This is a genomic window from Pseudomonas sp. HC1(2025) (assembly GCF_058742075.1).
Genome location: NZ_CP196017.1, coordinates 5,477,118 through 5,497,447 on the forward strand (window position 1 = coordinate 5,477,118; position 20,330 = coordinate 5,497,447).

At 62.0% G+C, this 20,330-nt stretch carries 22 protein-coding genes; 12 read left to right on the forward strand and 10 right to left on the reverse strand.

The window, feature by feature from the left end:
• The first annotated feature begins 5 nt into the window (after positions 1-5).
• From ACSSVH_RS24680 to ACSSVH_RS24695, 4 genes are read left to right on the forward strand one after another with little or no spacing between them, the layout of a single operon-like run.
• The gene (locus ACSSVH_RS24680) at positions 6-440 is read left to right on the forward strand and encodes a DUF4426 domain-containing protein (protein WP_029300487.1); all 435 of its coding nucleotides are present in this window, start codon (positions 6-8) and stop codon (positions 438-440) included.
• Entirely contained in the window at positions 437-1,033 is a 597-nt protein-coding gene (gene rdgB / locus ACSSVH_RS24685; protein WP_169955044.1) for an RdgB/HAM1 family non-canonical purine NTP pyrophosphatase, read from the forward strand. Before ACSSVH_RS24680 ends, rdgB begins: the two co-directional genes overlap by 4 nt.
• Complete coding sequence (gene hemW, locus ACSSVH_RS24690) at positions 1,030-2,232, forward strand: radical SAM family heme chaperone HemW (protein ID WP_262386264.1); 1,203 nt, start codon at positions 1,030-1,032, stop codon at positions 2,230-2,232. Before rdgB ends, hemW begins: the two co-directional genes overlap by 4 nt.
• An 18-nt stretch (positions 2,233-2,250) precedes the next feature.
• Complete coding sequence (locus ACSSVH_RS24695; RefSeq protein ID WP_034116244.1) at positions 2,251-2,574, forward strand: DUF3392 domain-containing protein; 324 nt, start codon at positions 2,251-2,253, stop codon at positions 2,572-2,574.
• Between the two features lie 138 nt (positions 2,575-2,712).
• Here the strand turns inward: ACSSVH_RS24695 and trmB are convergent, their stop codons facing one another.
• From trmB to ACSSVH_RS24715, 4 genes are all read right to left on the reverse strand, one after another.
• Complete coding sequence (gene trmB / locus ACSSVH_RS24700; protein ID WP_169954936.1) at positions 2,713-3,438, reverse strand: tRNA (guanosine(46)-N7)-methyltransferase TrmB; 726 nt, start codon at positions 3,436-3,438, stop codon at positions 2,713-2,715.
• Between the two features lie 9 nt (positions 3,439-3,447).
• Entirely contained in the window at positions 3,448-4,242 is a 795-nt protein-coding gene (locus ACSSVH_RS24705; RefSeq protein WP_017845016.1) for a thiazole synthase, read from the reverse strand.
• Positions 4,243-4,297: 55 nt separating this feature from the next.
• The gene (gene thiS, locus ACSSVH_RS24710) at positions 4,298-4,498 is read right to left on the reverse strand and encodes a sulfur carrier protein ThiS (protein ID WP_162947777.1); all 201 of its coding nucleotides are present in this window, start codon (positions 4,496-4,498) and stop codon (positions 4,298-4,300) included.
• Positions 4,499-4,569: 71 nt separating this feature from the next.
• Positions 4,570-4,950 carry a DUF423 domain-containing protein gene (locus ACSSVH_RS24715; RefSeq protein WP_076963151.1) on the reverse strand — a complete coding sequence of 127 codons (381 nt, stop codon included), beginning with the start codon at positions 4,948-4,950 and terminating at the stop codon, positions 4,570-4,572.
• 74 nt (positions 4,951-5,024) lie between these two features.
• On the opposite strand from ACSSVH_RS24715, the gene mtgA reads away from it, so the two are divergent.
• Positions 5,025-5,747 (forward strand): monofunctional biosynthetic peptidoglycan transglycosylase, encoded by a 723-nt coding sequence (mtgA, locus tag ACSSVH_RS24720; protein ID WP_169954937.1) that lies wholly within the window; start codon positions 5,025-5,027, stop codon positions 5,745-5,747.
• A gap of 170 nt (positions 5,748-5,917) precedes the next feature.
• Here the strand turns inward: mtgA and rpoH are convergent, their stop codons facing one another.
• The 4 genes from rpoH to ftsY form a co-directional block, all read right to left on the reverse strand.
• The gene (gene rpoH, locus ACSSVH_RS24725; protein ID WP_003176698.1) at positions 5,918-6,772 is read right to left on the reverse strand and encodes an RNA polymerase sigma factor RpoH; all 855 of its coding nucleotides are present in this window, start codon (positions 6,770-6,772) and stop codon (positions 5,918-5,920) included.
• Positions 6,773-6,901: 129 nt separating this feature from the next.
• Positions 6,902-7,924: a permease-like cell division protein FtsX gene (gene ftsX / locus ACSSVH_RS24730; RefSeq protein WP_057440383.1), complete on the reverse strand. Its 1,023-nt coding sequence runs from the start codon at positions 7,922-7,924 to the stop codon at positions 6,902-6,904.
• A complete protein-coding gene (gene ftsE / locus ACSSVH_RS24735) occupies positions 7,921-8,592 on the reverse strand; it encodes a cell division ATP-binding protein FtsE (protein WP_003213784.1) in 672 nt (223 codons plus the stop codon). The genes ftsX and ftsE overlap by 4 nt, the downstream gene beginning before the upstream one ends.
• A complete protein-coding gene (ftsY, locus tag ACSSVH_RS24740) occupies positions 8,589-10,001 on the reverse strand; it encodes a signal recognition particle-docking protein FtsY (RefSeq protein ID WP_492633842.1) in 1,413 nt (470 codons plus the stop codon). Before ftsY ends, ftsE begins: the two co-directional genes overlap by 4 nt.
• Positions 10,002-10,342: 341 nt before the next feature.
• On the opposite strand from ftsY, the gene ACSSVH_RS24745 reads away from it, so the two are divergent.
• From ACSSVH_RS24745 to ACSSVH_RS24760, 4 genes are read left to right on the forward strand one after another with little or no spacing between them, the layout of a single operon-like run.
• A complete protein-coding gene (locus ACSSVH_RS24745) occupies positions 10,343-11,698 on the forward strand; it encodes a M16 family metallopeptidase (protein ID WP_169954939.1) in 1,356 nt (451 codons plus the stop codon).
• The gene (locus ACSSVH_RS24750; RefSeq protein WP_492633843.1) at positions 11,691-13,181 is read left to right on the forward strand and encodes a M16 family metallopeptidase; all 1,491 of its coding nucleotides are present in this window, start codon (positions 11,691-11,693) and stop codon (positions 13,179-13,181) included. Before ACSSVH_RS24745 ends, ACSSVH_RS24750 begins: the two co-directional genes overlap by 8 nt.
• Complete coding sequence (gene rsmD / locus ACSSVH_RS24755; RefSeq protein ID WP_169954941.1) at positions 13,181-13,795, forward strand: 16S rRNA (guanine(966)-N(2))-methyltransferase RsmD; 615 nt, start codon at positions 13,181-13,183, stop codon at positions 13,793-13,795. Before ACSSVH_RS24750 ends, rsmD begins: the two co-directional genes overlap by 1 nt.
• Before the next feature lie 58 nt (positions 13,796-13,853).
• The gene (locus ACSSVH_RS24760) at positions 13,854-14,849 is read left to right on the forward strand and encodes a hydrolase (protein ID WP_169954942.1); all 996 of its coding nucleotides are present in this window, start codon (positions 13,854-13,856) and stop codon (positions 14,847-14,849) included.
• A 113-nt stretch (positions 14,850-14,962) separates the two neighbouring features.
• Here the strand turns inward: ACSSVH_RS24760 and ACSSVH_RS24765 are convergent, their stop codons facing one another.
• Complete coding sequence (locus tag ACSSVH_RS24765; RefSeq protein WP_492633844.1) at positions 14,963-15,817, reverse strand: sulfurtransferase; 855 nt, start codon at positions 15,815-15,817, stop codon at positions 14,963-14,965.
• Between the two features lie 33 nt (positions 15,818-15,850).
• Complete coding sequence (locus ACSSVH_RS24770; protein ID WP_029300622.1) at positions 15,851-16,522, reverse strand: TetR/AcrR family transcriptional regulator; 672 nt, start codon at positions 16,520-16,522, stop codon at positions 15,851-15,853.
• A gap of 147 nt (positions 16,523-16,669) precedes the next feature.
• Here ACSSVH_RS24770 and ACSSVH_RS24775 point away from each other — a divergent pair, with 147 nt between their 5' ends.
• Genes ACSSVH_RS24775 through ACSSVH_RS24785 form a run of 3 tightly spaced genes read left to right on the forward strand, consistent with a single transcriptional unit; the run spans position 16,670 to position 20,324 of the window.
• Positions 16,670-18,097, forward strand: a complete 1,428-nt coding sequence (locus ACSSVH_RS24775) for a coniferyl aldehyde dehydrogenase (RefSeq protein ID WP_169954944.1) — start codon at positions 16,670-16,672, stop codon at positions 18,095-18,097.
• Positions 18,098-18,125: 28 nt separating this feature from the next.
• A complete protein-coding gene (locus tag ACSSVH_RS24780; RefSeq protein ID WP_169954945.1) occupies positions 18,126-18,671 on the forward strand; it encodes a twin-arginine translocation pathway signal protein in 546 nt (181 codons plus the stop codon).
• A gap of 57 nt (positions 18,672-18,728) precedes the next feature.
• A complete protein-coding gene (locus tag ACSSVH_RS24785; protein ID WP_492633845.1) occupies positions 18,729-20,324 on the forward strand; it encodes a GMC family oxidoreductase in 1,596 nt (531 codons plus the stop codon).
• Positions 20,325-20,330: the final 6 nt, after the last annotated feature.

Below are 20,330 nucleotides of genomic sequence, written 5' to 3' on the forward strand. Positions count from 1 at the left end.
CGATCATGAGTCGCCTGGCTATTTTTCTACTCACCGCCTGCCTGGGCGCCAGTGCCATGGCCGCCGGCCCTATCGACAGCAATCGGCAGAAGGCATTTGGTGATATCACCGTGCACTACAGCACCTTCACCTCCAGCTTCCTGCAACCCGAGACAGCCCAGGCCGTGGGCGTAGTGCGCAGCAAGAACAAGGGCATGATCAACGTTTCGGTGATCAAGGGCGTGGAGCCCGTGGCGGCGCAAGTGACCGGCACGATCAAGGACCTGACCGGCAAAAGTGAAATGCTGACCTTCAAGCAAATCACCGAAAAAGGCGCGATCTACTACCTCGCCCCCTACTCGGTGCCGCAGCAGGAATTCCGCACCTTTACCATCAATGTTGAAACCGGCGGCAAGGCCCACGGTTTCAGTTTCACCCAAGAACTGTTCCCGGCCGAATAATGAACCTGACACAACTCGTACTGGCCAGCCATAACGCCGGCAAACTCAAGGAACTCCAGGCCATGCTCGGCGAATCGGTGCAATTGCGCTCGATTGGCGAGTTCAGCCAGGTGGAGCCGGAAGAGACCGGCCTGTCATTCGTCGAAAACGCCATCCTCAAGGCCCGCAATGCCTCGCGCATTTCCGGCCTGCCGGCACTGGCCGACGATTCGGGCCTGGCGGTGGACTTCCTCGGCGGCGCTCCTGGCATCTACTCGGCGCGCTATGCCGACGGCAAAGGCGACGCGGCGAACAACGCCAAGCTGCTGGACGCCCTCAAGGACGTGCCGGACGCGATGCGCGGCGCGCAGTTTGTCTGCGTGCTGGCGCTGGTGCGGCATGCCGACGACCCGCTGCCGATCCTCTGCGAAGGCTTGTGGCACGGGCGCATCCTGCATACGGCCAGCGGCGAGCACGGGTTTGGCTATGACCCGCTGTTCTGGGTGCCGGAGCGCAATGTGTCCAGCGCCGAACTGAGCCCCGCCGACAAAAACCAGATCAGCCACCGCGCCCGCGCAATGGATTTGCTGCGCCAGCGCCTGGGCTTGAAATGACCCACAACACCTCCGCGCAGCCCCTGATCCTCGGTGGCGCGCAAACACCTCGGGCGGCCTTGCCAGTGCTGCCGCCCCTGGCGCTGTACATCCACATCCCGTGGTGCGTGCGTAAATGCCCCTATTGCGACTTCAACTCCCACACCGCCAGCAAGCTGCTGCCGGAAGAAGAGTATGTCGACGCGCTGCTGGCGGACCTGGATCAGGACCTGCACGCGGTGTATGGCCGCGAGTTGAGTTCGATCTTCTTTGGCGGCGGCACGCCAAGCCTGTTCAGTGCGGCGGCGCTGGGCCGGTTGCTGGAGGGCGTGGAGCAACGTATCCGGTTTGCCAGCGATATCGAAATCACCCTGGAAGCCAACCCCGGCACCTTCGAGCAAGAGAAGTTCGTCGCCTACCGCAAGCTGGGGATCAATCGCCTGTCGATTGGCATCCAGAGCTTCCAGCAGGAAAAGCTCAAGGCCTTGGGCCGCATCCACAACGGCGACGAAGCCGTACGCGCCGCCGGCATGGCACGCCAGGCCGGGTTCGATAACTTCAACCTGGACCTGATGCACGGTTTGCCCGATCAATCCCTGGACGACGCCTTGGGCGACCTGCGCCAGGCGATTGCGCTCAAGCCGACCCATCTGTCGTGGTACCAACTGACCCTGGAACCCAACACCGTATTTTGGAACCAGCCGCCGACGCTGCCGGAAGACGACACCCTGTGGGATATCCAGGAAGCCGGCCAGGCCCTGCTCGCCGAACACGGCTACGCGCAATATGAAGTCTCGGCCTACGCCCAGCCGGGCCGGCCCGCGCGGCATAACCTCAATTACTGGAGTTTTGGCGACTTTATCGGCATCGGCGCCGGCGCCCACGGCAAGCTCAGCCATCCAGACGGGCGCATCGTGCGCACCTGGAAGACCCGCGCACCGAAGGACTACCTCAACCCGGCAAAAAGCTTCCAGGCAGGCATGAAAGAGCTGACCAACGAGGAACTGCCCTTCGAGTTCCTGATGAACGCCCTGCGCCTGACCGAGGGCGTGGAAGCCAAGCTGTATGCCGAGCGCACCGGCCTGGACCTGGCCAGCCTGGATCAAGCCCGCAGGGATGCCGAACAAAGTGGCTTATTGCAGGTCGAACCGTCACGCCTGGCGGCCACGGACCGTGGGCAACTCTTTCTCAATGACCTGCTGCAGAAGTTTTTGAGCTGATCGCTCTAAGGAAATCGAATGGATCTGGTACTCGACCTGCTCGCCACCGTATCCCGCTGGAGCCGTAGCAACCTGTCGGAAATATCCCTGGCGCTGGTAGGCTGCCTGTTGGTGCTATTCGGCGCCGACATCAAGGGCTGGGTCGAAGCGCGCCTGGGCAGCATCGCCGGCGCCTTGCGCGTACCGTTGATGGCCCTGCTGTGCATGATCGGCAGCGGCGCCGCGCTGATCTACGCCACGCCGTGGATTGTGCGGGGGTTGAGCCAGTTCAATAACTACAGCCTGGCACCGGTGCTGTTGGTGGTGCTGGTGTTGATTGGCGTGGTTGCCGACCGCCGCTGACTCAAAGCCCACCACAAAACAACTGTAGGAGCTGGCTTGCCTGCGATAGCGTCACCTCGGTGTATCAGTGATACCCAAGTGACGCTATCGCAGGCAAGCCAGCTCCTACAGTTGGTCGCATTCCAGTTTTCTGGCTGATCAAGCCAGCTTTTCGAACTTCAAATCCCAAACCCCATGCCCCAACCGCTCGCCACGGCGTTCGAACTTGGTGATCGGACGTTCGGCCGGGCGTGGTACGCACTGACCATCTTCGGCCAGGTTGCGGTAGCCAGGGGCGACGTTCATCACTTCCAGCATGTACTGCGCATACGGTTCCCAATCGGTGGCCATGTGCAGGATGCCGCCCACCTTGAGCTTGCTGCGCACCAGTTCCGCGAAGGACGCCTGGACGATACGGCGCTTGTGGTGACGACTCTTGTGCCATGGATCCGGGAAAAACAGCATCAGGCGGTCGAGGCTGTTGTCGGCGATGCAGCGGTTAAGCACTTCGATCGCATCGCAGTCATAGACCCGCAGGTTTTTCAGGCCCTGGGTCAGCACGCCGTTAAGCAGCGCGCCCACGCCCGGACGGTGCACTTCCACGCCGATAAAGTCTTGCTCGGGCGACGCTGCAGCCATTTCCAGCAGGGAATGGCCCATGCCGAAGCCAATTTCCAGGGAGCGCGGGGCCGAACGGCCAAACACCTGGTCGAAGTCCACCGGCGCATCGGCCAGGGGCAGGACGAACAGCGGCGTGCCCTGGTCCAGGCCCTTTTGCTGGCCTTCGGTCATGCGCCCGGCACGCATCACAAAACTCTTGATGCGGCGGTGCTTGGACTCGTCGCCTTCTTCCACGGGGTTCGGCGTTTCGTTTGATTCAGTCATCAATGGCTCTTACTTGATCAGACCATCCAGCGGCGAGGAGGCGCTGGCGTAAAGTTTTTTTGGCATACGCCCGGCGAGGTACGCCAGGCGGCCGGCGACAATCGCGTGTTTCATGGCTTCGGCCATCATGATCGGCTGTTGCGCATTGGCGATGGCCGAGTTCATCAGCACCGCTTCGCAGCCCAGTTCCATGGCGATGGTGGCATCGGACGCGGTACCGACGCCGGCATCCACCAGCACCGGGATCTTGGCTTCTTCGAGGATGATCTGCAGGTTGTACGGGTTGCAGATCCCCAGGCCAGTACCGATCAGGCCGGCCAGCGGCATGACCGCGATGCAGCCGATCTCGGCCAGTTGGCGGGCGATGATCGGGTCATCGCTGGTGTAGACCATCACGTCGAAACCTTCCTTGACCAGGGTTTCGGCGGCCTTGAGGGTTTCGATCACGTTGGGGAACAGGGTTTTCTGGTCCGCCAGCACTTCCAGCTTCACCAGGTTGTGGCCGTCGAGCAGCTCACGGGCCAGGCGGCAGGTGCGCACAGCTTCGATGGCGTCGTAGCAACCGGCAGTGTTGGGCAGGATGGTGTAGCGATCGGGCGGCAGGATATCCAGCAAGTTCGGTTCGCCCGGGTTCTGGCCGATATTGGTGCGGCGCACAGCCACCGTCACGATTTCGGCGCCCGAGGCTTCGATAGCCAGGCGGGTTTCTTCCATGTCGCGGTACTTGCCGGTGCCTACCAGCAAACGCGACTGGTAGGTACGACCGGCCAGGACGAAGGGCTTGTCGCTACGAACGATGCTCATGGGAAATCCTCGAGTTGGGGTGAGGTTCTGCAGAATCCGGGTAGTTGCCGCAGGGCTAGCCGCCGCCGATGGCGTGGACCACTTCAACCTGATCGCCTTCGGTGAGGGCGGTTTCGGTGTGCTGGCTACGCGGGACGATATCCTGGTTGAGCTCCACTGCGACGCGACGTCCGGTCAGTTCCAGACGGGTCAGCAGGGCCGCGACGGTTTCACCGTCGGGCAGTTCATAGGATTCGCCGTTCAATTGAATGCGCATGCCACGGGCCGCCATCGTTTTTAGGGGCCAGCATTCTAGCCTGATCGTGACCTGAAGGTCAGCTACAAGCGTCAGGCGGTCAGTTGCAGGCGCCAGGCGGCGAGCCCCAGGCACAGCCAGCCAATCAGGAACGCCAGGCCGCCAAACGGCGTGATGATCCCCAGCTTGCCAATGCCGATGGTGGTCAGCAGGTACAGGCTGCCGGAGAACAGCAAGATGCCGATGCTGAACGACACACCGGCCCAGAGCACCAGGCGCCCGGGCACATGCGCGGCCAGCAAGGCCACGCCAAACAACGCCAGGGCGTGCACCAGTTGGTAGGTCACGCCGGTGTGGAATATCGCCAGGTATTCAGCCGTCAGGCTTTTTTTCAGGCCATGGGCGGCGAACGCGCCGAGGGCAACACCGGTAAAGCCGAAAAAGGCCGCCAACATCAGAAAGCCACGCAGCATGAGGAACTCCAGTCAGACTCAAAGGGCCGGGTCTGTATAATGGCCCGCTCAACGGGTTCGGCCAAGCCATCTCTATGCTGCGTGTCCTCTTCAGTCGTTTTCTCAAAGTCGTGAAATGGTTTGTCATCGGCAGTGTTTTGCTGGTGCTGCTGTTTCGTGTCGTCCCGCCGCCGTTTACCGCACTGATGGTCGAGCGCAAGATCGAGTCCTGGGTCGATGGCGAGCCCATTGACCTGCAACGTACCTGGGTGCCGTGGGATGAGATCTCCGATGACCTGAAAGTCGCGGTGATGGCCGGCGAGGACCAGCGCTTCCCGCAGCATTGGGGTTTTGACTTCGGGGCGATCCAGGCTGCGCTGCTGCATAACGAGCGCGGCGGCTCGATTCGCGGCGCCAGTACGCTGAGCCAGCAGGTATCGAAAAACCTGTTCCTGTGGGCCGGCCGCAGTTATGTGCGCAAGGGCCTGGAAGCCTGGTTTACCGGGCTGATCGAAATCCTCTGGCCCAAGCAGCGGATCCTTGAGGTGTACCTCAACAGCGTGGAATGGGACGAAGGTGTGTTTGGCGCAGAGGCGGCAGCGCGGCATCATTTTGGCGTGGGTGCCAAGGGGCTTTCGCGGCAGCAGGCCAGTTATCTGGCAGCGGTACTGCCCAATCCAAGGGTGTGGAGTGCCAGCCATCCGACGGCGTATGTGGCGCGGCGGGCGGCGTGGATTCGCCAGCAGATGGGGCAGTTGGGTGGTACTGGCTATTTGAATGAGCTGAACAGTACGCGAAAGGCGCCGTGGGCCAACTGACGCAACATAAAACCTGTAGGAGCCGGCTTGCTCGCGATGGCGCTGTATCAGCCAATCATTGAGAGCCGGTAGATCGCCATCGCCGGCAAGCCGGCTCCTACAGGGGCGCGGCACGAACAAAAATGCCCCGAGCTTTCGATCGGGGCATTTTTTTGCTCGTTCGTTGCGTGTTAGGCGGCGATCGACAGTTTCAGCTTATTCATCGCGCTCTTCTCAAGCTGACGAATACGCTCGGCCGACACATTGTACTTTTGCGCCAGGTCGTGCAGCGTGGCTTTTTCTTCTGCCAGCCAGCGCTGGTAGAGGATGTCACGGCTGCGGTCGTCCAGCACTTCCAGTGCTTCGTGCAGATTGTGATTGGAGTTGTCGCTCCAATCGGCATCTTCCAGTTGACGCGCCGGGTCATACCGGTGGTCTTCCAGATAGTTGGCCGGCGATTGGAAAGCACTGTCGTCGTCCGCTTCAGCGGCCGGGTCAAAGGCCATGTCATGGCCGGTCAGGCGACTTTCCATCTCGCGCACTTCCCGAGGCTCCACGCCGAGGCTTTCGGCCACACGATGGACTTCCTCGTTGTTCAGCCACGCCAGGCGTTTTTTCTGGCTGCGCAGGTTGAAGAACAGCTTGCGCTGGGCCTTGGTGGTCGCCACTTTCACAATGCGCCAGTTGCGTAGGATGAACTCGTGGATTTCCGCCTTGATCCAGTGCACGGCGAACGACACCAGGCGCACACCCATTTCCGGGTTGAAGCGTTTCACAGCCTTCATCAGGCCGACGTTGCCTTCCTGGATCAGGTCAGCCTGGGCCAGGCCGTAGCCGCTATAGCTACGGGCGATATGTACGACAAAACGCAGGTGGGCGAGCACCATCTGCCGAGCCGCCCCCAAATCCTGCTCATAGTAGAGACTCTCGGCCAGTTCACGCTCCTGCTCGGGCGTCAGCAATGGAATGCTGTTGACCGTGTGCACATAGGCTTCCAGGTTCGCACCCGGGACCAGAGCATAAGCAGGTTGCAAAGAAGTGGTCATACGAAAAAACCTCCGACTCACATAACTCGTGCAGTTCAGCACTGCGAAAATTGACCGGAAACCGTAGGACAAGTTCCCTAAACCACTGATACGGTCAATACAAACGAAACCACATTAATCTGACATTAACTACTTCGGCGCCAGCTCGCGTAAATGCCGTGCAACCGCAATCCAAGCACCGATATACCCCAACAACACCGCGCCAAGCAACAGTGATAGACCATCGGCAGCGGGTACGCCAGCCAGGGCAAAATCACTGCCATACAAACCGGCCAGGCCGACTACCGCGTCGTTCAGCCAATCCAGGCCAAACGCCAATACGCCCCAGGACAGAATCCCCGCACCAAAGCCATAAAGCGCGCCCATGTACAGAAAAGGACGACGCACATAGCTGTCTGTGCCGCCGACCAGTTTAATCACTTCTATCTCGGTGCGGCGGTTTTCAATATGAAGACGAATGGTATTGCCTATCACCAAAAGTAATGCAGAAACCAGCAACACCGTCAGACCAAAGACAAACCGGTCGCCCAGCTTGAGAATCGCCGCCAGACGCTCGACCCACACCAGATCAAGCTGCGCCTGCTGTACCTTGGGCAATTCAGCCAATTTTTGTCTTAATGCTTCAAGGGCCGTCTTGTCGATTTCATTGGGCGTGACCAACACAACCCCCGGCAGCGGGTTCTGCGGCAGCTCCTTGAGCGCCTCACCCAGGCCGGACTGTTGCTGGAACTCTTCCAGCGCCTGGTCGCGGCTGATGTACTCGGCATCCGCCACGCCCGGCAGGTTCTTGATCTGCTCGCGCAGGGCCTCGCCTTCAGTGGCGCTGGCATCCAGTTGCAGGTACAGGGAAATTTGCGCCGCGCGCTGCCAGGAACCGCCCAGGCGCTCGACATTATTAAGCAGCAACGACAAGCCCATCGGCAGGCTCAACGCCACGGCCATCACCAGGCAGGTGAAGAAGCTGCCAATCGGCTGCTTGCCCAGGCGGCGCAGGCTGTCTACCAGGCTGGCGCGATGGCTTTCGATCCAGGCGTGCAGCAAGGTACTGAAGTCAGGGCCGTCATCATCGTCGCGTTTCTTTTTCTGCGGTTGCGGGTCGGCCGCTTTCGGCGCTACACGCTCGGAAACTTTAGGGCTGCGTGTGGCACTCATACGCCGGCCTCCCCGTCACCAATCAGGCGGCCGCGCTGCAGGGTCAACATGCGATGGCGCATGCGCGCGATCAATGCCAGGTCGTGACTGGCAATCAGCACGCTGGTGCCCAGGCGGTTGATGTCTTCAAAAACACCCATGATTTCTGCAGCCAGGCGCGGGTCGAGGTTACCGGTGGGTTCGTCCGCCAGCAGCAAGGCCGGGCGATGGACGATGGCGCGGGCAATGCCGACGCGCTGTTGCTGGCCGGTGGACAGGTCGCCGGGGTACAGGTCGGTCTTGTCCGACAGCGCCACCCGCTCCAGGGCCGAATCCACACGCTTGACGATTTCTGCCTTGGACAGCCCGAGGATCTGCAATGGCAGGGCGATGTTATTGAACACCGTGCGATCGAACAGCAACTGGTGGTTCTGGAACACCACGCCGATCTGCCGGCGCAGGAACGGGATCTGTGCATTGCTGATGGTGGCCAGGTCCTGGCCCGCCAGCAGCAATTTGCCGGTGGTCGGACGCTCCATGGCCAGCAACAGGCGCAGCAAGGTACTTTTGCCGGCGCCGGAGTGACCGGTGACAAACAAAAACTCGCCACGACGCACCCGGAAACTCAGCTCATGCAAGCCTACATGCCCGTTGGCGTAACGCTTGCCCACCTGTTCAAAACGAATCATGAACGCTCCCGCTCGGCAAACAGTGCCTGGACAAAGGGTTCGGCCTCAAACGTGCGCAGGTCATCAATACCTTCGCCGACACCGATATAGCGAATCGGCAGCCCGAATTGTTTAGCCAGGGCGAAAATAACCCCACCCTTGGCCGTGCCATCGAGCTTAGTCAACGCCAGGCCAGTCAGCTGGACTGTCTGGTTGAATTGCTTGGCCTGGCTGATCGCGTTCTGCCCGGTCCCGGCGTCCAGCACCAACAGCACCTCGTGGGGCGCGTCGGCGTCGAGCTTGCCTATCACCCGGCGGACTTTCTTCAACTCTTCCATCAAGTTGTCTTTGGTATGCAGGCGACCGGCGGTATCGGCGATCAGCACATCGATGTTACGGGCCTTGGCGGCCTGCACGGCATCGAAGATCACCGAGGCGGAGTCGGCGCCGGTGTGCTGGGCGATCACCGGGATCTTGTTGCGCTCGCCCCACACCTGCAATTGCTCCACGGCAGCGGCGCGGAAGGTATCACCGGCGGCGAGCATGACTTTCTTGCCTTCCAGTTGCAGCTTCTTCGCCAGCTTGCCGATGGTGGTGGTCTTGCCGGCGCCGTTGACGCCAACCACCAGGATCACAAAGGGTTTTTTCTCGGTAATCACCAGCGGCGCTTCCACTGGCTTGAGCATGGCGGCCAGTTCGGCCTGCAATGACTTATAGAGCGCGTCGGCGTCGGTGAGCTGCTTGCGCGCGACCTTCTGGGTCAGGCTCTGGATGATCACGGCGGTGGCTTCGACGCCCACGTCAGCGGTCAGCAGGCGGGTCTCGATATCTTCGAGCAGCTCGTCATCGATGATCTTTTTGCCGAGGAACAGGCTGGCCATGCCTTCGCCGATGCTTGCGCTGGTCTTGCTCAGGCCTTGCTTGAGTCGGGCGAAGAAGCCGGTCTTGCTGGTTTCGGCAGGTGCGGTGGCAGGCTCGGCAACTACGGCTACGGGCTCGACAATCACCGGTTCGACCACAACGGGCAGGGGCTCGGCGACCACTTCGACCGGCTCCACAACCACAGGAATCGGTGGTGCCACATGTTCGGCCTGCACATCCTCGACCAGCGCGACAGGCTCTTCAGCCACCGGCAATGGCGGCCACGGCTTGTGCTCTGGCTCTGGCTCTGGCTCTGGCGCAGCCTCCACCACCGGCTGCAAGACCGGCTCGGCGATAGGCAGCACCACAGGCGCCGGCGCCTCGACGACAGGCTCGGCCACCGGTTCAATCGCAGGTTGCGCCTGCAAAACAGGCTCGGATACGGGCTCAGGTTGGACTTGCGGCTGTTCGACGACGGTTTCCTGCGGCTTTTTGCGCAGCCATCCGAACAGGCCTTTTTTCTCGCCAGCCGCAGCTGGGCTCTTCTTGTCGTCGTTGGAACCAAACATGGAGGACGGCTATCTCACGGTAGCGACGCGCCAAGGTGGCGCCTCGGTAAATAATATTCGATGCGCAACAGACTGTTTTTTAGCCAGCTTGTTCATGCGCAGTATTTTGTGAGGCGTGAATACAGCCTCAACAAATCGATTCAATATAGGACTGAAGCGATAAAATCGGCGAAAAGCGGATTAAAACCGGGGAAACCCACGGATAACTCCATCTTCACGACGACTGGATCCGAAACGATATGACAGCCGCAGTGGCCGCCGCTAATACGGATCAGTATCCTAGCACCTCCTCGCCCGCCGACGCTAAGACCAAGCGGGCAGCCCAACAGGTTTAAAAACGAATGAATGCTCTAGCCCGCCGCGCCGCAGGCCTGCTGCTCAGCACAGTTTGTCTGCCCCTTTCAGCCTTGGCTGCCGACCCTCAACCCACCCATGAATTCACCCTGGACAACGGCCTCAAGGTCGTCGTACGCGAAGACCATCGCGCTCCGGTGGTGGTCTCGCAGGTCTGGTACAAGGTCGGCTCCAGCTATGAAACCCCTGGCCAGACCGGTTTGTCCCATGCCTTGGAACACATGATGTTCAAGGGCAGCTCCAAGACTGGTCCAGGCGAAGCTTCGTTGATCCTGCGCGACCTGGGCGCCGAAGAAAACGCCTTCACCAGCGACGACTACACCGCCTATTACCAAGTGCTGGCCCGCGACCGCCTGGGCGTGGCCCTGGAACTGGAAGCCGACCGCATGGCTACCCTGCGCCTGCCGGCCGACGAATTCAGCCGCGAGATCGAAGTCATCAAGGAGGAGCGCCGCCTGCGCACCGATGACAACCCGATGTCCAAGGCCTTCGAACGCTTCAAGGCCATGGCCTACCCGGCCAGCGGCTATCACACGCCGACCATCGGCTGGATGGCCGACCTGGACCGCATGAAGGTCGAGGAACTGCGCCACTGGTACCAATCCTGGTACGTGCCGAACAACGCCACCCTGGTAGTGGTCGGCGACGTGACCCCGGACGAGGTGAAAACCCTGGCCCAGCGTTACTTCGGCCCGATCCCCAAGCGTGACGTGCCACCGGCGAAAAAGCCCCTGGAACTGGCCGAGCCGGGCGAACGCCTGCTGACCATGCACGTGCAGACCCAATTGCCGAGCGTCATCCTGGGCTTCAACGTACCGGGCCTGGCCACTGCCGAAGACAAGCGTTCGGTCAACGCCCTGCGCCTGATCTCGGCACTGCTCGATGGCGGCTACAGCGCGCGCATCCCGAGCCAGCTGGAGCGCGGTGAAGAACTGGTGTCCGCCGCCTCGACCAACTACGACGCCTACACCCGCGGCGACAGCCTGTTCACCTTGAGCGCCACACCCAACCAGCAGAAGCAGAAAACCGTGGCCCAGGCCGAAGCCGGGCTCTGGCGCCTGCTGGACGAACTCAAGGCCAAGCCACCGACCGCCGAGGAACTGGAGCGTATTCGCGCCCAGGTCATTGCCGGCGTGGTCTACGAGCGCGACTCCATCACCAGCCAGGCCACGGCCATTGGCTCCCTGGAAACGGTCGGCCTGTCATGGAAACTCATGGACACCGAGCTTGCCGAGCTGCAAAGCGTGACGCCCGAAGACATCCAGAAAGCCGCGCGTACGTATTTCACCCGCGAACGCCTGAGTGTCGCCCATGTCATGCCCGAGGAGACCACTCATGAGTGATCGCAAAAACAACCGCCTGGTGCTGCCTGGCCTGATCGTCGTGACCCTGGTGGCAGCGGTCGCGGTGTATATCGGTCGCCCGGACGACTCCGTGGCCAGCCCGGCGCTGGAGCAGGCCAAGTCCAGCAAGACCCTGCAATCCCTGGCGGAACTGGACGGCAAGAACCCGACCAATCGCCAGCTCAACGTGCAGACCTGGAACACCGCCGAGGGCGCCAAGGTGCTGTTCGTCGAGGCCCATGAGCTGCCAATGTTCGACATGCGCATCCTGTTCGCCGCCGGCAGCAGCCAAGACGGCAACACGCCGGGCCTGGCGCTGCTGACCAACGCCATGCTCAACGAAGGCGTGCCGGGCAAGGATGTGGGGCAGATTGCCGCCGGTTTTGAAGGCCTGGGCGCGGATTTCAGCAACGGTGCCTACCGCGACATGGCGCTGGTGTCGCTGCGCAGCCTCAGTGCCGCCGACAAGCGCGAGGCCGCTCTCACGCTGTTTGACCAGGTGATCGGCCAGCCGACCTTCCCCGCCGACTCCCTGGCGCGGATCAAGAACCAGTTGCTGGCAGGCTTCGAGTACCAGAAACAGAACCCGAGCAAGCTGGCGAGCATCGAGCTGTTCAAGCGCCTGTACGGCGATCATCCCTATGCGCACCCGAGCGAAGGCACACCAGAGAGCGTGCCGGCCATTACCCAGGCACAGTTGAAGGCATTCCACGCCAAGGCCTACGCCGCCGGCAACGCGGTGATCGCGATGGTCGGCGACCTGTCCCGTGCCGACGCCGAAGCCATGGCAGCCAAGGTGTCCGCGTCCCTGCCCAAGGGCCCGGCACTGGCGAAAATCGCCGAGCCGACCGAGCCCAAGGCCGGCCTGGGGCACATCGAGTTTCCCTCCAAGCAGACGCACTTGCTGTTCGCGCAACTGGGCATCGACCGTGCCGACCCGGACTACGCCGCCCTGTCCCTGGGCAACCAGATCCTTGGCGGCGGTGGCTTTGGCACTCGCTTGATGAGCGAGGTGCGCGAGAAGCGCGGCCTGACCTATGGCGTGTACTCCGGCTTCTCGCCGATGCAGGTACGTGGCCCCTTCATGATCAACCTGCAGACCCGCGCCGAAATGAGCGGCGGCACCTTGCGCCTGGTGGAGCAAGTGCTGGCCGACTACCTCAAGACCGGGCCGACGCAAAAAGAATTGGATGACGCCAAACGTGAACTGGCCGGCAGCTTCCCGCTGTCTACCGCGAGCAACGCCGATATCGTCGGGCAACTGGGCGCCATAGGTTTTTACAACCTGCCGCTCAATTACCTGGAAGACTTCATGAAGCAATCCCAGGCCCTGACCACCGAACAGGTCAAGGCTGCACTGAACAAGCACTTGAGCAGCGATAAAATGGTGATCGTGACCGCTGGTCCCACCACCGCGCAAAAGCCACTACCGCCCCCCACTGATAAACCTGCCGAGCAGCCGCTCGGGGTTCCGGAGCATTAATGGCTAGTCCATCGCGCCCTAAAAAACCTGTCCACAACGTTCATAACGGTGTGGGCCAACTGCGCATCATTGGCGGCCAATGGCGCAGCCGCAAGCTGAGCTTCCCCGATGTCGTGGGCCTGCGCCCGACCCCGGACCGGGTCCGCGAGACCCTGTTCAACTGGCTCGCGCCGTACATCGAAGGGGCCAAGGTGCTTGACCCGTTCGCCGGCAGCGGCGCGCTGTTCCTCGAGTCGCTGTCCCGTGGCGCCGCCCTGGGCCAGGCCCTGGACGCGAGCAACGTGGCGGTTTCCAGCCTGCGCGAACACCTGGGCACCCTGCGCTGCACCACCGGTCACGTCCAAACCGCCGATGCCCTGCGCTACCTGGAAACCCAGCCGGCCAGTGCATTCGACGTGGTGTTCCTCGACCCGCCGTTCAACCAGAACCTGCTGCCGACCGTCTGCACCCTGCTGGAAGAGCGCCAATGGCTGGCCGATGACGCCTGGGTCTACACCGAAAGCGAAACCGCGCCATCAACCCTGGGCCTGCCGGGCAACTGGCGCCTGCACCGCGAGCAAAAGTCCGGGCGGGTGTATTACGCGTTGTGGCAACGTACGGCTCTGACCCACTGAAAACGCTGTAGGCGCGAGTTTGTCTGCGGGCAGGCCCGCGCCTACAGGACAGGTATTCATGACACCGCCAGCAAACCGCTTCACCCCCGCCTTCGGCCTCGGCAACCCACATCTGCAAACGCTGTGGGGCCCACTCTGGCGCCCCACCACCCACCTCGAGCGCCAGCGCGAGCGCCTGTGGCTGGAAGATGGCGATTTTCTCGACCTCGACTGGCACGGCCCCCACGACCCGCATGCGCCCTTGGTGCTGGTGCTGCATGGGCTGACCGGTTCGTCCAACTCGCCCTACGTTGCCGGCCTGCAAAAAGCCCTGGCCAGCCAGGGCTGGGCCAGTGTCGCGCTGAATTGGCGTGGCTGCTCCGGCGAACCCAACCTGTTGGCCCGCAGTTACCACTCCGGCGCCAGTGAAGACCTGGCCGCCGCCATCGCGCACCTGCGGGCCAAGCGGCCGTTGGCGCCGCTGTATGCCGTGGGTTACTCCCTGGGCGGCAATGTGCTGCTCAAGCACCTGGGCGAAACCGGCGACCACTGCGGCCTGCAAGGCGCGGCGGCGGTATCGGTGCCGTTTCGCCTGGATCAGTGCGCCGACCGCATCGGCCTGGGCTTCTCACGGGTCTATCAGAAGCACTTCATGCGCGAGATGCTCAGCTATATCCGGGTCAAGCAGCGCCAATTCACCCAGGACGGGCGCGAAGACGCACTGAAGACCCTGGCCGAGCTGGGCTCGCTGGAGAAGATGCGCACATTCTGGGATTTTGATGGGCGCGTCACCGCACCGCTGCATGGCTACCTGAGCGCCGAGGACTATTACCGGCGGGCGTCGAGTCGTTACTTCCTGGGGGAGATTCGCACGCCAACGCTGATCATCCAGGCGGCGGATGATCCTTTTGTGTTTGCCCACAGCTTGCCCCAGGCCAGCGAACTGTCGGACTGCATCGAGTTTGAACTGCAGGCCAAGGGTGGGCATGTGGGGTTTGTCGAGGGTTCGCTGAAGACGCCTGGGTACTACCTGGAGCGGCGGATCCCGCATTGGTTACGGGCAAAACACGGTTAATCATGTGGGAGCGGGCTTGCTCGCGAATGCGGCGTTTCAGCTAATAAATTCGGTGGCTGGCACACCGCATTCGCGGGCAAGCCCGCTCCTACATTTGATCGGGGATTACCCACTTAATCGCCGGTAGCAATTTCGCGCTGCGGATCATTGATCCACTCACTCCACGACCCCGCATACAACTTGCCCAACGGATACCCCGCCAGGCTCAAGGCAAACAGGTTGTGGCACGCCGTCACACCCGAGCCACAATACGCCACCAATTCCTGGGGCGAGCGGCCTTGCAGCTTTTCCGCAAACCGTTGCTTGAGCTGCGACACCGGCAAGAAGCGCCCGTCACTGCCCAGGTTCTCGCTGAACGCCGCACATTGCGCGCCGGGAATATGCCCGGCAATCGGGTCAATGGGTTCCACTTCACCGCGAAAGCGCGGCAAGGCACGGGCGTCGATCAAGGTCAGGCCCGGCTGGCCCAGGCGTTTTTGCAGGTGCTCGGTGTCCAGCAGAAGATGGTTGTCCGGGCTGCCGGCAAAGGTGCCAGGCTCGGTGCTCGGCGCATCCAGGCTCAAGGGGAAACCGGCGCTGTGCCAGGCCTTCAGGCCACCATCGAGGATCGACACACCGTCACGCTTGCCCAGCCACACCAGCAGCCACCAGGCACGGGCGGCAAACGCGCCAGGGCCGTCGTCATACAGCACGATTTCGCTGTCGGCATTGACGCCCCAGGCCTGTAACTGCTGGACCAGCACCTGGGGCGCCGGCAGCGGATGGCGACCAGTCACGCCCTTGGTCACTGGCCCACTGAGATGGCGCTCCAGGTCCGCATACTGCGCCCCCTCGATATGCCCTTCGGCATAGCTGCAACGCCCGTAATCCGGGTCTTCCAGGGCAAAACGGCAATCGAGGATGACTAAGCCTGCGTGCTGCTGGCGTTCGGCCAGTTGTTGCGGGCTGATCAGTTGCGCAAGCGGCATGACGGACTCCTGGAAATACGTTCGGGAAAGGGCCTACTTCACTTCTTCCAGTGCCTGACTTAGAGGCACGTAAAATTCCTTGAACAACGCGTCCACGGCTTCTTTGGCCTGGGGCGTGATAAACCCCGCCTCCAGCACCAGCACCTGATACACCCCGCGCTTGATCGCCTCGGCACTCAGGTGTGCGGAGTTCTCGTTGGTGGTGCACAAAAAGCGCACCCAGGAGGTGAGGATAATCCAGGCGTTGAGGGTCAAGGCTTCGGTCTGCACCGGGTCCATGTTCAGGATCCCGGCCTCGACAAACCCCCGGTAAATCGCGCCGCCCTGGATCAGGCAGCGCTGGGAAAAGCGCCGGTACCCGGTGGCCAGTTCCGGGTCGCTTTCCAGCAAATGCTCAAGGTCGCGGTGCAAAAAGCGGTAGCGCCACATGCCGGCCAGCACCGCCTGCAGGTAGAAGCGCTTGTCCTCGACCACCATGGCCCGCCCCTGGGGCGGGCGCAGGAAGCTGTCTACCAGGGCCTCGTACTCGCGAAACAGCACGGCGATAATCGCCTGCTTGTTCGGGAAGTGGTAGTACAGGTTGCCGGGGGATATTTCCATGTGGGCGGCAATATGGTTGGTGCTGATGCTGCGCTCGCCCTGCTGGTTGAACAGCTCCAGGCTGGTTTGCACAATGCGTTCGCTGGTCTTTACTCGTGGTGCCATGGGGTATCGGCTTCTGGAATCCTGATGCAAACATCTTACGGTCTATCCTTGCCAGGATAAAACTGCATGTTGCCGCGAAGTCATTTGACAAAATAGAGCAATAACTCTAAAAACGCAGGTATTCCAATAACAATCGGGAACTGCGCCATGTCTGCCAACGTTGCCTACCTGCAAGATTCCCAGGCGCTGGACCAACTCCAGGACCTGTTCGCTGCTCAGCGCCGCGCCTACGCGGCCAACCCGATGCCAACGGCGGCGCAGCGCCAGCAGTGGCTCAAGGCCTTGCGCGACCTGCTCAGCGATGAGCGCCAGGCGCTGATCGAGGCCATCAGCAGCGATTTCAGTCATCGCAGTGCCGACGAAACCCTGTTCGCCGAACTGATGCCCAGCCTGCATGGCATTCACTACGCCAGCAAACACCTCAAGGGCTGGATGAAACCGTCGCGCCGCGCTGTAGGTATAGCCTTCCAGCCGGCATCTGCCAAAGTGATCTATCAACCCCTGGGCGTCATCGGGGTGATCGTGCCCTGGAACTACCCGTTGTACCTGGCCATCGGCCCGCTGGTCGGCGCGTTGGCGGCGGGCAACCGGGTGATGCTCAAGCTCAGCGAATCCACCCCTGCCACTGGCCAGTTGCTCAAGACCCTGCTGGCGCAAATCTTCCCCGAAGACCTGGTGTGCGTGGTGCTCGGCGAAGCAGAAGTGGGCATGGCGTTCTCCAAGCTGCCGTTCGATCACCTGCTGTTCACCGGTGCCACCAGCATCGGCAAGCATGTGATGCGCGCCGCCGCCGAGCACCTGACCCCGGTCACCCTGGAGCTGGGCGGTAAATCCCCGGCGATTGTCTCGGCCGATGTGCCGCTCAAGGATGCCGCTGAACGGATCGCATTCGGCAAGGCGCTGAATGCCGGGCAAACCTGTGTGGCGCCGGACTACGTGCTGGTTCCCGAAGACCGTGTGGACGGCTTCGTCGAGGCCTACACCCAGGCGGTACGTGGGTTTTATCCGACCCTGGCCGACAACCCGGACTACACCGCCATCATCAACGAGCGACAACTCGCCCGGCTCAATGCCTACGTCAAGGACGCAACCGACAAGGGCGCGACCCTGGTGCCGCTCTATGACCAGGGCCAGGCACGGCGCATGGCCCATAGCCTGCTGCTGAATGTCAGCGATGAAATGACCGTGATGCAGGACGAGATTTTCGGCCCGGTGTTGCCCATCGTGCCCTATCGCGGGATCGACCAGGCGTTTGCCTACATCAACCAACGCCCTCGCCCACTGGCGCTGTATTACTTCGGCTACAACAAGGCCGAACAGAATCGCGTACTCCACGAGACCCATTCCGGCGGCGTGTGCTTGAACGACACCCTGCTGCACGTGGCCCAGGACGATATGCCTTTTGGCGGCATCGGCCCGTCGGGCATGGGCCACTACCACGGCCATGAAGGGTTCCTCACGTTCAGCAAGGCCAAGGGGGTGCTGATCAAGCAACGCCTGAATGCGGCCAAGCTGATTTACCCACCGTATGGCAAAGCCATCCAGAAACTGATCCAGAAGCTGTTCGTGCGCTAAAACCGTTACCACCGGGACCACAATAAAAATGAACCCTAGCCTGACTGAATCACCCGCGCTGTCACGGCGCGGCGTCTTGAAAATCGGCCTGTGCGCCAGCGCCTTCCTGGCCACCGCAGGCCTTGGCGCCAGCCTCAGCGGTTGCTCCAGCAGCACCCCCGCCAGCGGCTTTGCCATGCTGCGCAACAGCGACCTGCCGTTTTTGCGCGCAGTGATCCCGGTGTTACTCGAAGGCGCGGCCAGCGCCGAGGTGGTGGCGGCAGGCATTGAAGACACCCTGAAAAAACTCGATTACAGCCTGCTGCACCTGTCGCCGGAGATGTTCAAGCTGACCCAGCAATTGTTCGACGTACTGGGCATGGCCGTCACCCGTGGCCCGCTGACCGGCATCTGGGGCAGTTGGGAAAATGCCAGCAGCGAGCAGATCCGCAACTTCCTGCATCGCTGGGAGAACAGCTTCCTCAACCTACTGCGCATGGGCCAGGGCTCGCTGCTCAAGCTGGTGATCATGGCCTGGTACTTTCGGCCCGAGTCCTGGGCCCATTGCGGGTACCCCGGGCCACCGAAGATCTGACCTTGGCAACCCACTTTGATAGCCACTCCGTAGCCAAAACAATAAGAGAACAAGCTAATGCCCGTACCTGATGTGTTCCGCGATGGCATGGCCCGCGGCTGGAAAACCCATAACGGCGCCGCCCTCGACCAGGACCTGGTGCTGGAAGCCGATGTCGCGATCATCGGCAGCGGCGCAGGCGGCGGCACTACCGCAGAGATTCTCAGCGCCGCCGGCTACAAGGTGCTGCTGATCGAAGAAGGCCCGCTCAAGACCAGCAGCGACTTCAAGCTACTGGAAGACGAGGCCTACGCCAGCCTGTATCAGGAAGGCATCGGCCGCATGAGCAAGGACGGCGCCATCACCATCCTGCAAGGCCGCGCCGTGGGCGGCACCACGCTGATCAACTGGACCTCGAGCTTTCGCACCCCCGACCCGACGCTGTCCCACTGGGCCAGCGAGTACGCGGTCAAGGGCCACAGCAGCGCCGAGATGGCACCGTGGTTTGAAAAGATGGAACAGCGCCTGGGCATCGCTCCCTGGGCCGTGCCGCCCAACCCCAACAACGATGTGATCCGCAAAGGCTGCGAAAAGCTCGGCTACAGCTGGCACGTGATCCCGCGCAACGTGCGCGGCTGCTTCAACCTGGGCTATTGCGGCATGGGCTGCCCGGTCAACGCCAAGCAATCGATGCTGGTGACCACCATTCCCTCGACCCTGGAGCAAGGCGGCGAGTTGCTGTACCTGGCTCGCGCCGAGCGCCTGAAGTTCAGCGGCGACACCATCACCAGCCTCGAATGCGTGGCCATGGATGCACGCTGCGTAGCGCCTACCGGCCGCAAGATCACGGTCAAAGCCAAGCATTACGTACTGGCCGGCGGCGGTATCAACAGCCCGGCGCTGCTGATGCGCTCGGACGCACCCGACCCGCATTCGCGCCTGGGCAAGCGCACGTTCCTGCATCTGGTGAATTTTTCTGCGGGGCTGTTCGACGAGGTGATCAACCCGTTCTACGGCGCGCCGCAGTCGATTTACTCCGACCACTTCCAATGGCAGGACGGCACCACCGGCAAAATGTCCTACAAGCTCGAAGCGCCGCCGTTGCACCCGGCGCTGGCCAGCACATTGTTCGGGGGTTATGGCACGCAGAACGCCCTGGACATGAGCCAGTTGCCCAAGACCCACGCCATGCTGGCGCTGCTGCGCGACGGTTTCCACCCCGACAGCCAGGGCGGCAGCGTCGGCCTGCGCGGCGATGGCACGCCGGTGCTCGACTACGAGGTCTCGCCCTACGCCTGGGACGGCCTGCGCCGGGCTTTCCACAGCATGGCCGAGATCCAGTTTGCCGCCGGCGCCAAGTCGGTCAAGCCGCTGCACCACGACGCGCGCTACGTCAACACACTGGCGCAGGCTCGCAGCCTGATTGACGGCCTGAACCTGGAACTGCATCGCACCTGCCTGGGCAGCGCCCATGTGATGGGCGGTTGCGCCATGGGCGAAGAGCCGAAAAACGCCGTGGCCGACAGCCTTGGGCGGCATCACCAACTGCGTAACCTGTCGATCCACGACGGCTCGCTGTTCCCCACCAGCATCGGCGCCAACCCCCAGCTTTCGGTGTACGGCCTGACTGCGCAACTGGCGACGGCGCTGGCTGAACGTCTGAAAACAGCATGAAAAAAC